Annotated in this window: 12 protein-coding genes and 2 pseudogenes; 10 read left to right on the top strand and 4 right to left on the bottom strand. The window is 52.7% G+C overall.

Annotated features, from left to right (window positions below):
- Positions 1 to 154 precede the first annotated feature (154 nt).
- Positions 155 to 332: pseudogene (locus GOW98_RS24385) on the bottom strand (transposase); the annotation flags it as partial.
- Between the two features lie 304 nt (positions 333 to 636).
- Between GOW98_RS24385 and GOW98_RS24380 the strand changes: the two are divergent.
- The 10 genes from GOW98_RS24380 (at position 637) to rfbA (ending at position 12,185) form a co-directional block, all read left to right on the top strand.
- On the top strand, positions 637 to 2,883 hold the full coding sequence (locus GOW98_RS24380) for an N-acetylneuraminate synthase family protein (RefSeq protein WP_170337027.1): 2,247 nt from the start codon (positions 637 to 639) through the stop codon (positions 2,881 to 2,883).
- Positions 2,880 to 3,623 (top strand): acylneuraminate cytidylyltransferase family protein, encoded by a 744-nt coding sequence (locus tag GOW98_RS24375; RefSeq protein WP_170337025.1) that lies wholly within the window; start codon positions 2,880 to 2,882, stop codon positions 3,621 to 3,623. Before GOW98_RS24380 ends, GOW98_RS24375 begins: the two co-directional genes overlap by 4 nt.
- A 31-nt stretch (positions 3,624 to 3,654) precedes the next feature.
- Positions 3,655 to 4,761 carry a polysaccharide pyruvyl transferase family protein gene (locus GOW98_RS24370; protein ID WP_170337023.1) on the top strand — a complete coding sequence of 369 codons (1,107 nt, stop codon included), beginning with the start codon at positions 3,655 to 3,657 and terminating at the stop codon, positions 4,759 to 4,761.
- 18 nt (positions 4,762 to 4,779) lie between these two features.
- The gene (locus tag GOW98_RS24365; RefSeq protein ID WP_170337021.1) at positions 4,780 to 5,655 is read left to right on the top strand and encodes a class I SAM-dependent methyltransferase; all 876 of its coding nucleotides are present in this window, start codon (positions 4,780 to 4,782) and stop codon (positions 5,653 to 5,655) included.
- 150 nt (positions 5,656 to 5,805) lie between these two features.
- On the top strand, positions 5,806 to 7,197 hold the full coding sequence (locus GOW98_RS24360) for a polysaccharide pyruvyl transferase family protein (protein WP_170337019.1): 1,392 nt from the start codon (positions 5,806 to 5,808) through the stop codon (positions 7,195 to 7,197).
- Between the two features lie 25 nt (positions 7,198 to 7,222).
- Positions 7,223 to 8,533, top strand: a complete 1,311-nt coding sequence (locus GOW98_RS24355) for a surface carbohydrate biosynthesis protein (RefSeq protein ID WP_170337017.1) — start codon at positions 7,223 to 7,225, stop codon at positions 8,531 to 8,533.
- Between the two features lie 299 nt (positions 8,534 to 8,832).
- Positions 8,833 to 9,402, top strand: a complete 570-nt coding sequence (rfbC, locus tag GOW98_RS24350) for a dTDP-4-dehydrorhamnose 3,5-epimerase (protein WP_170337016.1) — start codon at positions 8,833 to 8,835, stop codon at positions 9,400 to 9,402.
- Positions 9,399 to 10,439: a dTDP-glucose 4,6-dehydratase gene (rfbB, locus tag GOW98_RS24345; protein WP_170337015.1), complete on the top strand. Its 1,041-nt coding sequence runs from the start codon at positions 9,399 to 9,401 to the stop codon at positions 10,437 to 10,439. Before rfbC ends, rfbB begins: the two co-directional genes overlap by 4 nt.
- Positions 10,436 to 11,299: a dTDP-4-dehydrorhamnose reductase gene (gene rfbD, locus GOW98_RS24340; RefSeq protein ID WP_170337014.1), complete on the top strand. Its 864-nt coding sequence runs from the start codon at positions 10,436 to 10,438 to the stop codon at positions 11,297 to 11,299. The genes rfbB and rfbD overlap by 4 nt, the downstream gene beginning before the upstream one ends.
- Before the next feature lie 19 nt (positions 11,300 to 11,318).
- Positions 11,319 to 12,185 carry a glucose-1-phosphate thymidylyltransferase RfbA gene (gene rfbA / locus GOW98_RS24335; protein WP_170337013.1) on the top strand — a complete coding sequence of 289 codons (867 nt, stop codon included), beginning with the start codon at positions 11,319 to 11,321 and terminating at the stop codon, positions 12,183 to 12,185.
- 186 nt (positions 12,186 to 12,371) lie between these two features.
- On the opposite strand, the gene GOW98_RS24330 is transcribed toward rfbA, so the two are convergent.
- The 3 genes and pseudogenes from GOW98_RS24330 to GOW98_RS24320 all read right to left on the bottom strand — a co-directional run.
- Positions 12,372 to 13,271 carry a glycosyltransferase gene (locus GOW98_RS24330; protein ID WP_170337012.1) on the bottom strand — a complete coding sequence of 300 codons (900 nt, stop codon included), beginning with the start codon at positions 13,269 to 13,271 and terminating at the stop codon, positions 12,372 to 12,374.
- Complete coding sequence (locus GOW98_RS24325) at positions 13,271 to 14,401, bottom strand: glycosyltransferase domain-containing protein (protein ID WP_170337011.1); 1,131 nt, start codon at positions 14,399 to 14,401, stop codon at positions 13,271 to 13,273. Before GOW98_RS24325 ends, GOW98_RS24330 begins: the two co-directional genes overlap by 1 nt.
- 126 nt (positions 14,402 to 14,527) lie before the next feature.
- Positions 14,528 to 14,696, bottom strand: a pseudogene (locus GOW98_RS24320) (DDE-type integrase/transposase/recombinase); the annotation flags it as partial.

Here is a 14,696-nt window from a genome sequence, read left to right as displayed (position 1 = left end):
TGCCATCACGATCCACAACGCAGATCGAAATCTCTTTCAGCGAAACATCCAAGCCTGCATAGTGTTCCATAGGTCGTCCTCCTCACGGCTTTTCCCATGAGGTCAACATACCGGACCTCGTTCGTCCCGGAGCGCGACCGCCGCAATCACACCATGTCTTGGGGGGGCTGTACTTCTTTGGCGCATCACGCCACCGTAACCCGTTGCGATTGATGGAGATAATCCCGCTCAGCACTCTCTTGTCATCGACCCGCGGTCTGCCATGCGACCGTGGGAAAATAGGGCTCAAAGCGCGCCATCTGCTCGTCGGACAGCCAGAAAAGGTAGCTCATGTCACCGCTCCGTTTTCCGAGCCCTGAATCATGTCGCGCCTTGAAAATCAATGTATCCTGACCCTAACGATCACCGCCTGAGTAACTTCATCCACAGAAACGATATCAAACAACTTGAAGATGTCTTGGGCTACCTCTACAGCGGGCAGGTAGCGACTGTGTTGCGCAGGTGTGCGGTGGTGTTTGGCATTATGATCAGAGTGCTGGACTTAGCCAGGATGGAGATTTGATAGACCCCCTCCGATAAATGCACTAAACCGACCCAGGCAAAGAACTGGGTGAGCGAACGAATTTAAGAGGCGATATGAGATTTTCGCGCAATCTGGAGCAGCACATCGTGGTCGAAACTGACCCCGTTCGCACGGCTCTTGTAAAGATTAATCAAAACAAATCGCGCCAGGTGTTTGTTGTCACGGCGTCAGGTATGTTGAAGGGGCTTTTGACAGACGGCGATTTTCGCCGCTGGATAGTCTCGCTGCCTGAAATCTCCATAGACCGTCCCGTATTGGAGGTGATGAACAGTTCATGTATCCGGGCTTCTGTCGGTGACAGCGCGTCCTATATTGAGAGCTTGTTCTCGCAAAAGATCACATCAATCCCACTTGTTGATGACAGCGAACGCCTGGTTGCGATTGCTTGGGGCGACGTTGGCACGATGCGCATGGGCGAGCGCGATATCGGCGAGGGTTGCCCCGCGTTCGTGATCGCCGAGATTGGGAACAACCATAACGGCGATATGGATTTGGCCAAGCATTTGGTGGATCTCGCCGCTCAGGCAGGGGCAGATTGTGCCAAGTTTCAATTGCGGGACTTTGCTTCGCTCTATGGCAAGGTAGGTGCGAACAAGACCGGTGATCTCGGCGCCGAATACACAGATGACCTGCTGCGAAAATACCAGTTGGCACCTGATCAGATGTTCGAGCTCCTCGACTACTCGCGTGAGCAAGGTCTGGTCCCGCTTTGTACGCCTTGGGAAGAGGAAAGCTTACGCCAGCTTGACGCTTACGGCGCGCCAGGTTTCAAGATTTCCTCGGCGGATATGACCAACCATACACTGCTGGCGGCGGCGGCGCAGACTGGTAAACCCTTGATTGTCTCCACCGGCATGTCCTTTGAGTATGAGGTCAAGGATTCTGTCGGGCTACTCAAGAACAAGGGTGCGGATTTTGCTCTGCTGCACTGCAATTCGGCCTATCCAGCACCAATGCAGGACGTGAATTTGTCCTATCTGACGCGCCTGAAGGAGATCAGCGGCGGAATCATCGGGTATTCTGGTCATGAACGTGGTTACGAGGCCTGTATTGCGGCGGTCGCGATGGGTGCAAAGATCATTGAGAAACACTTCACCGTTGACCGTACGTTGGAGGGCAATGACCACCGTGTGAGCCTTCTGCCGCAGGAATTTGGTGACATGGTAAAGGCCATTCGCAACGTTGAAGACGCCCTGGGCAACAATGAGGCGCGCAAGTTGTCTCAGGGTGAGCGGCTCAATCGAGAGGTGCTCGCAAAATCGCTTATGGCCAAACGTGAGCTCAAGGCAGGTCATGTTATCACACGCGGCGACATCGACATTAAGAGCCCGGGACAAGGGCTTCAGCCCTCACGTCTCGAAGACCTGATCGGTGCCACTCTCGCGCGCGATGTTGAAACGGGCACGCCGTTCTTTGAGGCTGATATCGCGGGACAAGGAATTGCTCCACGAGCGTACGCCTTTGACCGTCCCTGGGGCATTCCCGTACGCTACCATGATCTCGCGACACTGGTTGCAGCCGCGCCCGTGGATTTCGTTGAAATTCACTTTAGCTACCGAGATCTTGATCTCGATATCAACGATTACGCTTCTGAGCCGTTTGACTGTGGCCTCGCCGTACATGCACCGGAACTTTTTGAAGGTGATCACATTATGGACCTGGCCTCGCCGGATGAGGCCTATCGTGCCCGCTCCATCGATGAGCTGCGCCGCGTGGTCGATCAGACCAGAAAACTTAAACCGTTTTTTCCAAAGACGGAGTGCCCGGTAATCGTGATCAACGCCGGAGGATTTAGCGCTGACACGTTCTTAACCAATGAGGACCGGCCTGAGATGTATTCGCGCGTGGCAGACGCGTTGGCCGCTGTTGACGCAGATGGTGTCGAGATCATCATCCAGACCATGCCACCGTTCCCTTGGCACTTTGGCGGCCAGCGATATCACAACCTATTTGTGCGCCCGGACGAAATTAAAGACTTTTGTGAGCGTTACGGCACGCGATTGTGCTACGATGTCTCGCATTCGAAATTGGCGTGTAATCAGCTTCAACTGTCGCTGCAAACGTTTACAGAAACGGTTGGGCCCTACTCAGCACATCTGCATATCGTAGACGCGCGCGGGACCCGCGATGAAGGGTTGCAAATAGGGGAGGGCGAGATTGACTTTGTGGCGCTCGGGCGTGCTCTCTCAGCAACCTGCCCAGAGGCCACATTCATTCCCGAGATTTGGCAAGGCCACAAAAACGCGGGCAGAGGCTTTTGGGTCGCACTCGATCGCCTCGAAAAGGCCTTCGCACTGTGAGCGGGACGACAGCAAATTCCAATCGCGACATTCTCTGCGTGATCCCAGCGCGTGCGGGATCCAAGGGTATTCCGGGGAAGAACACCATAGAGTTTTCTGGCAAACCTCTCTTGGCTTGGACGATCGAGGCCGCTTTAGGAGCAGAGTCGGTTGGCCCCGTTATTGTCACGACCGAGAGCGAGGAAACGGCTGGGATAGCGAAAGAATGGGGCGCCGACGTACCATTCTTGAGACCGGCTGAGCTTGCCCAGGACAATGTGCACGCCATTTATACCGTGCTACACACACTTAATTGGTACCAGGAGTCGAAGGGACATTTGCCGTTTGGGGTCATGATGCTGCTGCCAACGAGTCCTTTGCGCACTGTCCGGCATGTCGAAGAGGCTGCGCAATTATTCTTGACCCAGGACGCCCCAGCGGTGATTGGCGTTACGGATTTGGGCAAACATATGACCAACCTGCGCTACATGAATGGCCATCTGCTCGAACGCGTCGCTTCCGACGTCTCGCCCAATCAGCAGCGTCAAGGCGTTGCATCGCTGTACGGAGTGACAGGCGCTATGTTTCTGGCGCGGAGCGACCTTTTGAAAGCAGAAGAAACCTTTCATTTGTCCGGTGCTCTGGGTTTCCCCATGAGCGCGCTTAGTGCTATTGACGTCAACACGCCGGAAGATCTCGCACTCGCACGCTGGGTCAAGAAAGCTGGCTGGTCGGACAAAGCATTGAGACCGTCAGATTAGGACCGCGTGCCTAGGAGAGTAAAGACACATCATGCCAAGACTACTGCACATCGGCATTCACAACTCAAAGAACAAAAACGCCGGGGACACGGTGCTCTTCCCCGTGGTGCGCGCGTTGTTCGAAGATCAAGTGCCGGATTGCACTTGGGATTATCGCCAGCTTTGGGATCCTTTTACTTTGAATGATGCTAAAGTGGCTAACGAAAACTATGACGGCATTGTTATCGGCGGCGGCGGGCTTTTGCTGCGAGATCAGGCTGGTAGCGACACTTCCAATAGTGGTTGGCAATGGAATAGCGAGATTGCCGCAGTCGAAGCACTGCGTGTGCCAGTGTATTTCTTTGCCGTGGGTTACAATCGGTTTCGCGGGCAGGAAGACTTTGATCCGGTCTTCGCCGAGCACATTGCGGCGACCCTGCGCGCGAGCGCGTTTTTCGGCTTGCGCAACCACGGCTCAATCGCCGCTGTCAAATCTTATGTGCCGACAAAGTTGGCAGAACGGATCTGCCTTCAGCAATGTCCGACCACGGTGATCTGGCAATTGTATCCGGATGCCCGGCAAGTCGTTGAAACACGACCCGCCAACAAAAGGCCGATCTTGACCCTTAATACCGCCTTCGACCGCGAAACCCTGCGGTTTGGTGAAACCAAAGTAGCCGCACTTGAGACTATCGCACGGTCAATGAAACGAGCCGAAGACAAAGGCTGGCAAATCCAATTGGTGGCGCACAAGACCAAGGATCTCGAGGTCGCGCCTTACCTCGTCGAAAAGGGTGTTGCTTTTGACACATTCGATTTGACCGAGGCCGGCTACAGGGATGTGATCGACTACTATACCCAGCCTGACCTAGTGGTGGGTATGCGCGGTCATGCGCAGATGATCCCTTTTGGCATGCGCTGTCCGATCTTTTCGATCATCAGCCATAACAAGATGCGCTTTTTCCTGGATGATATTGGCCACCCGGAATGGGGTCACGATATCGGCGACCCACAGTTTTCCGAGACCCTCGATGCCTTCATAGATCAGGCCGCATGTAACCCGGCGTCCTTGAGGCAGTCCGTAGCCGAAGCCCAGACTTTGTGTTGGGAGCGTTCGCTCGCTAATATGCAGACTATCGCCCGTTCTCTGGCGACTTAAACCGAAAGAGCCCCGACTATGAAACACCCTCTGATGGTGCAGCTGGAGCGCAGTAAATGTGTCTCGCAGGACAGATTGAAGCCGTTCTTCCCTCAAGTCCGCGACCACGATGACATCGCCGTTTTGATCGATCCCGTGACCCAAGTGATTGTTCTCTCGCGCTTCGATCACATTGATATCCAATACTACATTGACCGCAATGAGACCAATGGCACAATCGTGCAGGACTTGGTTATCAAGACGCCGAAGATGGAGGACAATGCCCGCCGTAGCAATGTCTTTAAACCCTATATCAAAGGCAAGCACTGGCTCGATTTCGGCAGTGGACTAGGTGGCATGCTGGATGAGATGGCAGGTGCCGCTGAAAGTGCCGTTGGTCTTGAGCCCAACGAGGAACGGGCGCATTTTTGCCGCTCCAAGGGCCACGAAATTGTGGGAAGCATCGAAGACATCGCGGACAATTCACTTGATTGCATCACGGTATTTCACACCTTTGAACACCTAACGGATCCAATCGGCACGGCTGAGGACCTTAGACGTAAGCTGCGCCCGGGTGGGACCCTTATCTGCGAAGTTCCGCACGCTCGTGACGCCCTGATCCATACCTATGATTGCGACGCGTTCAAGAAATTCACTTTTTGGAGCGAGCATCTGGTGCTGCATACGCGTCAGAGCCTTGCAAGTATGCTGAGATTCGCAGGTTTCAACAACATCGAAGTAAGCGGCCTGCAACGCTATCCGCTTGCCAATCATCTGCATTGGCTCGCAAAAGGTGCCCCTGGCGGTCAAGCGCACTGGAGTTTCTTAGTGTCCGAGGCACTCGATCATGAATACGAAGCCCAGCTCTCTAAAATAGACCGAACCGATACGATCTTTGCTATATGTCAAGCATAGTTTGCGACAGTGAGCGGTGTGTATGACTGCTGACGCTAAAGTATAACTCATCATGAAAAGCATATTGCCGACAGTTATTCTGTCAGTTTGCTTGAAGGCCAACGCACAACTGGGATACATATCCTCGCAAACCCGAACAAGATATCGAGTATGACCACCTTAATCCACACTGGTACTTTTGATGTTGAAAACTACGGCGACTTGCTGTTTCCGGAAATCGTATTCCAACATTTTCCGCAAGCTAATATAAGCCATGTCAGCCCAGCAGGATCACCTCAAGTATGGGGAGACACGAAGCCGTGCCATGCGCTTTTGGACATAGCCCGAGAGCCCGCGCATGCCGTGATAGTTGGCGGTGGTAATATCATTCACGCAAAGCGAACGCTTTTGTCGTCTTATCGTGCGGCGAACACCGAACTGGTCGGTTACGCTGATCTTTGGGCGGTTATCGCACTCGCGGCACCACATGAAATGCCCGTGGTGTGGAACGCGCCCGGTGTCGCAGAACAATTCGCACCAGAAGTCTTGCCATTGGTTCAGGAAGCCCTCCGTAGAACCCGGTATATTTCCGTTCGAGATGACGAGAGCCGCACCTATCTTTTGGAAGCAGTCCCAGAACTCGATGTCACTGTCGTGCCTGACAGTGCCTGGGATCTACCCTCCATTTTCAGTTCTGACCAGTTGGACAAGGCAAAGGTTGCAGCACTTACGCGGCTCGGTGCAAACCCAGAAGAACCTTATTTGGTGTTCCACCTAAACAAGCGTTATTTGCAAGATATCCCGGTTACGCAGCTTTGTGAAGAAATAGACGGCCTGTGCGGGCATCTCTCACTTAGGCCTCTACTTATTGGGATTGGACCCTGTCACGACGATGACAAAACGGCCAACGAAATCGCGGCGCAATTAGCCACCAAACCAATTGTCATGGACCGCCCCAATAGTATTCGCGAAGTCGCTGGTTTGATAGCAGGCTCGGAGGGCTATATCGGCTCCTCCATGCATGGCTATATCACCGCTGCGGCATTTGGTGTTCCTGCTTTGGTGATCGCATCAGGCAAACATAAGTTTCAGGGCGTGGTCCGATTAACGGGCGCTCCTGAGACTCTTCAGAACACGTGGACCGGCGCGCGGGAAAAATTCCTGTCCTATGACACCGACGCTTTAAGCGAAAGGTTCAGAAAGGCTCAATTCAAAGCGTCGCAAGAACTCTCCCAGCATTGGGCGACAATCAAAGCCATTGTGACCCAGGCGGAAAATCAAGCCTCTCCCACTGTACTGAACTTAGAAAAGACATGGGAGGCCAGGGCCGGCGTTTTGTCGGCACAACTGCGAGAAATATATTCCCGCGCACCGAAATCAGGTAAGTCACCGAACGTCCCGACGCGTGTTTCACCTGATCACCTGCGTGACGAAAAGGAACCTGAGAAGAAGAAACCCAAACCTGCTGATGATCACCTGCGTGACGAAAAGAAACCTACGAAGAAAAAACGCAAACCTGCTGAAAAGGGCTTCTTTGCTGTGGCCAGATCCCTCTTCAAATGAGGGTTTTTAAAAGGACCGCGAGACGTTGAAAAAACGGATCTACCTTCCCATAGAAATTCAGAACCGAGAATTCGATGTGCGGCTTGATCTAGCTGCAAAGATGCTCGCCAAAGATTGGGAAGTTATCCTGGGGCGGTTTAACGATGTTGTGAATCTTGCTCATGAGTTGGGAGGCGGAGTTTTATTTTATAAAGCTCATAGCGACTCCGTCATCGAGAAAAAACTCATGCCAGCAAAGAAGGCTGGGACGCGTCTCGTTTGCTTAGATGAAGAAGGTTTGATTTTCCCGTCATCGCAGTGGTATTTGCGTCATCGCATCGGTACTGGTGAATTTCTTGACCAGATCGATGCAATCTTTACCTGGGGCCCGCTGCAACACAATATTCTTGCATCTACATTTCCCCAAATCTCGACCAAATTGCATATGACAGGCAATGCTCGCATCCACCCGTCGCCCCGCAGCAAAGATAGAAAACGCGATGTGATTCTGATTAATACCAATTTCGGACCCGCGAATTTGTCGAAGACCATTCGCGAGACCTATATCGAAATGGTCGAGAAACAGAGAACGGAGACAGGGCTCGAAGATCGTCGTTTCCTCGAAAGCCGTCAGGAATACTATGGCGCGTTAATCGAGCACTACGTCGCCTTCATACGGGATTTGGCGACACAGAATAGTCAGCGCGGTAAGCCATTTAAGATTGTTCTACGACCTCATCCGATCGAAGACATGTTGTTTTGGGAAGACGCTATGTTTGATTTGGATGTCAAGGTTGAAACTAAGCGACCCACGACGGCATTTTTTCCATCCTGCCACTGCATGATCCATACGGGCTGCACAACTGCGATTGAAGGCTTCATGGCAGGCGTGCCCGTTTTGCGGTATAACCCGATCTATCCGCAGAACAACACCCAGGAATCTATTATTCCAAACGCCATTTCGCAGGACATTACAAATGCTTCTCAAGTATTTGACATCTCCCCAAAAGAACGAGATGTAGCCGAAAGTCTTTCGGACTACATCTATTTTGGAGAAGACTCTCCCAGCAACATTCAAGCAGACATCATTGATAACCTAGATGTCACCATGGGCAAACCTGTGCCAAACATGGGTTCAGTCGATGCGTTCTCCGACCATCTGGATGTTTTGCAGTCAAAGTACATTGCCACGTATCCTCAGATGGCAAAGCGTTTCTTGGAGTCCAAAACCTTCGCGAAACGGCGCGCACAGCTTCACCGCTGGCCGTTATTGGCGAAACGAGATCTCAAGAGTCGAAGCCCCCGCCCCGTGACTGTGAAGAAAGTAAAGCCTCAAGTCTTTCTTCTACAGAATTGATTTCCGCTCGAGCCTGGTTCATCAGTCACTCAGTCGATCGAGGTGGGATTTGTACCGGTAAGCTACGATCCATAAGGCAACACAGGAGGGCAGACCTTCCGGACTTGTCTTTCTTCGGGCTTTCCACGAGGCAGAGAATCTCTCTGTACACTGAATGTCTTCGTTTTTTTGTCAGAGCCTCCTCATTTTGGGATCGTTTCATTTATTGGAGTTTAATTATACCCTTGGCGATACTGAAACACCTGCTAGAAAGTCGTTCTTGAAAATTAGCACAATTTGTGGGGAGAAAGCTAACAGCTATGGAACTGGTGCCTCTTGCCATCCCGGATATTCGGTTAATCACGCCACACCGCTTTGGCGATGATCGTGGTTTCTTTGAAGAGATTTATAACCAGATCAGCTTTGCCCGCCACGGGATTGAAACGGTGTTTGTGCAGGACAACCACTCGGTTTCGAAGGCTGTGGGAACTGTGCGGGGTTTGCATTTTCAGTCGCCTCCACGTGCTCAGGCCAAGCTGGTGCGCTGCGGACGTGGGCGGCTGTTTGATGTGGCCGTTGATATCCGTAAGGGCTCACCCAGTTTTGGTCAGTGGGTTGGAGCAGAATTGAGCTTTGAGAATGGCCGAATGCTGTTGGTTCCTGCCGGGTTCGCCCATGGGTTCGTAACGCTCGAGCCGGATACCGAGATCGTCTATAAATGTTCCGACACCTACGCACCGGAAACGGAAGGTGCGGTTCGCTGGGATGATCCCGATATTGGAATCGAGTGGCCGCTGTATGGGGCTGAGCCGCGCCTATCAAACAAGGATAAGGTGGCACCGCTTTTACGCGACTTGGACACCCCTTTTGCATTCGAGGCTGACCTATGAAAATTCTTGTAACCGGTGGAGCTGGATTTATCGGCTCTGCTGTTATTCGACGGGCAATCTCTGACGGGCATGAGATCGTCAACGTTGACTCTCTTACCTACGCGGCCTGTCTGGACAATGTGGCCCCGGTCGAGGGCGCTCCAGGATACAGTTTCGAGAGAGCTGATATCCGTGAAACCGATGCGATGGCGGCCATTCTAGACCAGCACCGCCCCGACGCAATCATGCATCTGGCTGCCGAAAGCCATGTTGACCGCTCAATCGACGGTCCTGCGGCGTTTATCGAAACCAATTTGCTCGGAACCTATGTGCTGCTTGAGGCCGCGCGCGCCTATTGGGCCAGGGCAGGGCGGCCCGAAACCTTCCGCTTTCATCATATTTCGACTGACGAGGTTTTCGGCTCGCTTGGTGAGACCGGGTTGTTCACCGAAGATAGCCCATATCAACCCAATTCACCCTATTCGGCATCCAAAGCCGGGTCAGATCACCTAGTGCGGGCCTGGCGCGAAACCTATGGCCTGCCAACGATTTTGACCAATTGTTCGAACAATTACGGCCCTTATCAGTTTCCCGAAAAACTGATCCCGGTGGTGATTCTGAACGCGCTGGCAGGCAAACCCATTCCGATCTACGGCGCAGGGGACAACATTCGGGACTGGTTGCATGTTGAAGACCATGCCGAGGCTCTACTGTTGGTTTTGCAGCATGGTGAAACGGGGCGCAGCTACAATATTGGCGGCGAGAATGAGATGACCAACCTGGATTTGGTCAAGATGCTCTGCGCCATTCTGGACCGGTTGAAACCCGCAGCAGCGCCGTACGCCGATCAGATCACATTTGTCACCGATCGACCGGGACATGACAGCCGGTATGCGATCGACCCGACGCGCATCCGGACCGAACTGAACTGGCGCCCATCCTATACTCCAGAGACCGGGTTAGAGCAGACGGTGCAGTGGTATCTGGACAATGGCGACTGGTTGCATGCCCTGCAAACGCGCAGCGGAGTGGGTCAGCGCCTGGGAACTGTAGGATGAAGGTGCTGGTTTTTGGCCATAGCGGTCAAGTGGCAACCGAATTGCGTCGGCGCGCCCAGTCGCACGGTGTTTCGGTTATAGCGCTGGACCGCAACGCCGCTGATCTTTCCGACCCGGACGCTTGCGCCCAACTTGTGACCCAGACCGACGCGCAAGTGGTAATCAATGCTGCGGCCTATACAGCCGTTGATCAGGCCGAGGACGAACCTGATCTGGCCCAACGGGTCAACGGCGACGCCCCCGGAGCGATGGCCCGGGCCGCAGCGAAGCGCGGTCTGCCGTTTCTTCATATCTCCACGGATTACGTCTTTGACGGGTCCGGCACACACCCGTGGACCTCACTAGATCCGACGGCTCCTTTGGGTGTTTACGGCCGCTCAAAGCTGAACGGCGAAACTCAGGTAATCGAGGCAGGAGGCTGGCATGCCATTTTGCGCACGAGTTGGGTTTTTTCCGCTCATGGTCGGAATTTCGTCAAGACCATCCTGCGGCTGGCTCAAAATCGTGACCATTTGAAAATCGTGGCCGATCAGATCGGTGGGCCAACTCCGGCGGCCAATATTGCCGACACCCTTCTGGTCATTGCCAAAACCGGTACTACCAAAGCAGGGGGTCTATTTCACTACTCTGGAACACCCAATACCAGCTGGGCCGGTTTTGCGGGCGAAATTGTTCAACAGGCGGGTTTGGATGTTCAGATTCAGGGAATCCCAACCAGCGATTATCCGACTTCGGCCCCCAGACCTTTGAACTCAAGACTAGATTGCACGCGGCTGGCTGATATTTTCAACATCCCGCAGCCTGATTGGAAAACGGGTTTGAGCCATGTTCTGGCCGAGCTTGCAGTGGGCGGCGACTGAAATTCTGAGAGGAAAATTTATGCAGCGTAAAGGCATTATCATGGCCGGAGGGTCCGGGACCCGGCTTTATCCGATCACTATGGCGATCTCAAAGCAGTTGCTGCCCATATACGACAAACCCATGATCTTTTACCCCTTAAGCGTTCTGATGCTGTCCAATATTCGTGACATCGCGATTATCACGACGCCGCAGGACCAGGATCAGTTCCAAAGACTGCTGGGGGACGGCAGCCAATACGGCCTGTCGCTGACATGGATTACACAACCCTCGCCCGACGGGCTGGCGCAGGCCTATACTCTGGCTGAGGATTTCCTAGACGGTGCGCCGTCTGCCATGATTCTGGGTGACAACATCTTCTTCGGCCACGGTCTGCCCGACCTATTGCGCGCGGCGGACGTGCAGAACAAAGGTAGCACGGTCTTTGCCTATCGCGTTTCCGACCCCGAACGTTACGGTGTGGTGGATTTCGAGGGCAAAAAGGCGCGCGCTATCATCGAAAAACCCAAAGTTCCGCCCTCACATTATGCGGTGACTGGCCTGTATTTTCTGGATGGCGACGCCCCCGCGCGCGCGCGTCAGGTGCAACCCTCGGCACGCGGTGAGTTGGAGATCACATCGCTGTTGGAAATGTACCTGAAAGAAGGGTTGCTGAACGTAGAGACAATGGGGCGCGGTTTTGCTTGGCTGGATACGGGTACGCATGGGTCTTTGCTGGATGCAGGTAACTTTGTGCGCACCCTGACCGACCGGCAGGGTATGCAAACCGGAAGCCCGGATGAAATCGCTTGGGCAAACGGCTGGATCGACGACGAAGCCCTGAGCAAACGGGCACAACTGTTCGCAAAATCCTCATACGGTGAGTATCTCGAACTGCTGCTGGATTGAGTTTGGGGGGGCTTGTGGATGTACCGTGGCTCCCTCATTCATAACAAGAGTCTGCTGGTCTGGTTTTTAGTTTCTTCGTCGTCGTTTTAGCCAAGCGCGCCGGGTGCGGAGGCCTTAAGTCGCTCAAGCGTCCAGCGCGCTTTAAGCGGCCTTTGATTTCCGAGCGATACGTGAGGCCTGACGTTGTTATGGCGTTTCCGAGGTGCTGATCGTCCAATCTTTCTCCTGGAAGGCATCTCTGGCAATAGAACGAATTTCCAGCAGTATTGGATTTTGTTGCGTTCCGCGCACAGCGTTCCTTATCCGTTGCTCGCCATACAGCGAACGGAGTTGGACCTGCCCATTCTCCGTAAGTTGCTTTCTTTGTTCAGAGGAATAGCTCTTCGTTTTGGCATGGTAAACGAAACAGTCTATCGCCACGGCGCACAAAAAACCCGCATCCTGCGCACGAAGATTCAAATCGTTTTCCTCACCATACCCTTTTGGAAATCGGACCTCATCGAAGAGGCCCACAGTCTCCAAAACAGTCCGTTTGACGGCAAGGCAAAATCCGTTGATTTGCTCAACGACCGGATACGTGAATGGAGCAGCTATTTCAGCGCAGAACTTGTTAATTGATTGCAGTGTCTCAGGATCCGATTTGACTAGGTTTGGAGACGCATTCGGACCCGGCATATCAGGAATGGATTGCCATCCACCCGCATTGGAGAGCGGCCCCGCGATTCCAATGTTCGGGTGTGCGTGTAGACAATTATGTATCTTACTGATCCAGTCTCCCACAACGATCGTGTCGCTGTTCAGAAGAATAATTGTATCACGGTCGCTCTGTCGCATACCCTCGTTAGCAGCCCTACAAAACCCACTCCCTTTGTCACGGCGGATTAAAAGTACACGATCTAGGTCATTAGACGCGATGGATTCGCAGAGTTCCTTTGTTTTGGCTTCCGACCCATCGTCGACAATGATCAGGCGATCTTCGGCCGAGAGTGTAGGTAAAACGGATTCCAGACAAAGTTTCACGTCATCAAAGCTGTTGTGAACACAGACGATAACATCCGCTGATGTCCTGCTTGTGGGGGTGCGCATCAGATTTTGTCCGTTTTTGCGTAATGTTTCGTGCGAAAGAATTCGGCGGAATGATCAATGGTTTCAGTGAACGGGGCAAACTTAATCTCAGGGACTTCTGCCATAGCCAACGGCAGAGACAATTGATCTCGCTTAGATCCCTTCGACAGCAAACCCCACCATGTGGCGAACATTTTCTGCACGGGTAAAGATGATGGACGCAGAACCATTGCCATTGTCTCGTACAGATTATCCGCCGGTTTTTTAGATGAAAAATCAATGCGAGCAAGATGCTCGGCGAGTTCTATCGCATTCTCCTTGCCAAGCTGAGCACATGCTGCAGCTTCTGAAATCACGCTGTTTCGAGAAGAGTGCTTGAAAGCTGCAAAGTCGAATGTTGTATCACCAATTCCCGCAATAATGGCCTGCGGATCTCGACAAAGGAGTACGTTCCCGTCCACCCAAAGAACCCATTCGAAATTATCAAAGAAAACTGGGAGACAAAGCTTTATAAAACGCGCCCGACGACGCGGGTCGATATGGTGATATGGCGAATGAACTTGTTGCCAGCCGGAAAGCGACTCAATTTTCTTTTCTGAGAAAACGAAAAACTCCGCCGCGCTTTTCCAAGCTGGATCAAACGGCATCAGATTATCATAGTCACCGAAGATGGCTGTGACGACAGCGATTTTCTTCCCACTCGAATTTGTAATTTTGAAGGGGTCCAATGCTTGGCTGTCATCGGGAGACAACGCACGTTCCCCTCTGCAACCGATTTTTATCCCGCATCGAACCAAGTACTCCAAACCCCAAGCAGAAAGCGACTTCCCATCTTCTCCTGCAAGGGCGCTATTGGGTGCAAAAGCAAATTTCCGACCCTCATCACAATAGTGATCGAAACAAGACTGTGTTTGACTAAGGTTATGGGTTTGCGCGTACCAAATGGGATCCAAATTTGCGTTTATTGCATCAGTTTCAGTTCGCCAACGACCGTCGGACGAAGTCGTACTTTCGTTCAGATAACGACCGAATTTATTATATTCGTATGCACGTCTTGTCTTCCGATCCGCAAAAAAAATTTTGAAAGACGTCGAGATTGAGTCGCCCTCAATTATTTGCAAGCGCCGACGGATTGATTTCGACAGTCCCATAATGCCTCCTAGATTCAACCTACGGTCCTATCCTTCTGTTGGCAGCAAAATCAACCCAGAATCTGTTGCTAACGGATGTGTCGCAAGCTTTTGGGACGACCAGAGTTGGCGACTTACTGGACACACCTATCCTGCGATCTCGGCAAATAATCGAAAACCAGACGTCGTAGTGCTGGCGAATTGCCGCTTCTGGATCATGCTGGCGACCTCGATACTGTCCAAAGTAAACGAGATAGATCTGAAAGACTTGAAGCCCAGCATGTGCCGGACACGACGTTTGATGAAACGGTGGTCC

It is taken from the genome of Ruegeria arenilitoris (genome assembly GCF_013032445.1).
Classification (GTDB): Bacteria; Pseudomonadota; Alphaproteobacteria; order Rhodobacterales; family Rhodobacteraceae; genus Ruegeria; species Ruegeria arenilitoris_F.
This window is presented reverse-complemented; position numbering and strand designations above follow the sequence as displayed.

Excerpts from the sequence above, each read along its gene's own strand:
- GOW98_RS24380 (WP_170337027.1), top strand. The coding sequence starts at position 637 with ATGAGATTTTCGCGCAATCTGGAGCAGCACATCGTGGTCGAAACTGAC.
- GOW98_RS24370 (WP_170337023.1), top strand. The coding sequence starts at position 3,655 with ATGCCAAGACTACTGCACATCGGCATTCACAACTCAAAGAACAAAAAC.
- GOW98_RS24365 (WP_170337021.1), top strand. The coding sequence starts at position 4,780 with ATGAAACACCCTCTGATGGTGCAGCTGGAGCGCAGTAAATGTGTCTCG.
- GOW98_RS24360 (WP_170337019.1), top strand. The coding sequence starts at position 5,806 with ATGACCACCTTAATCCACACTGGTACTTTTGATGTTGAAAACTACGGC.
- rfbC (WP_170337016.1), top strand. The coding sequence starts at position 8,833 with ATGGAACTGGTGCCTCTTGCCATCCCGGATATTCGGTTAATCACGCCA.
- rfbB (WP_170337015.1), top strand. The coding sequence starts at position 9,399 with ATGAAAATTCTTGTAACCGGTGGAGCTGGATTTATCGGCTCTGCTGTT.
- rfbD (WP_170337014.1), top strand. The coding sequence starts at position 10,436 with ATGAAGGTGCTGGTTTTTGGCCATAGCGGTCAAGTGGCAACCGAATTG.
- rfbA (WP_170337013.1), top strand. The coding sequence starts at position 11,319 with ATGCAGCGTAAAGGCATTATCATGGCCGGAGGGTCCGGGACCCGGCTT.
- GOW98_RS24330 (WP_170337012.1), bottom strand. The coding sequence starts at position 13,271 with ATGCGCACCCCCACAAGCAGGACATCAGCGGATGTTATCGTCTGTGTT.
- GOW98_RS24325 (WP_170337011.1), bottom strand. The coding sequence starts at position 14,401 with ATGGGACTGTCGAAATCAATCCGTCGGCGCTTGCAAATAATTGAGGGC.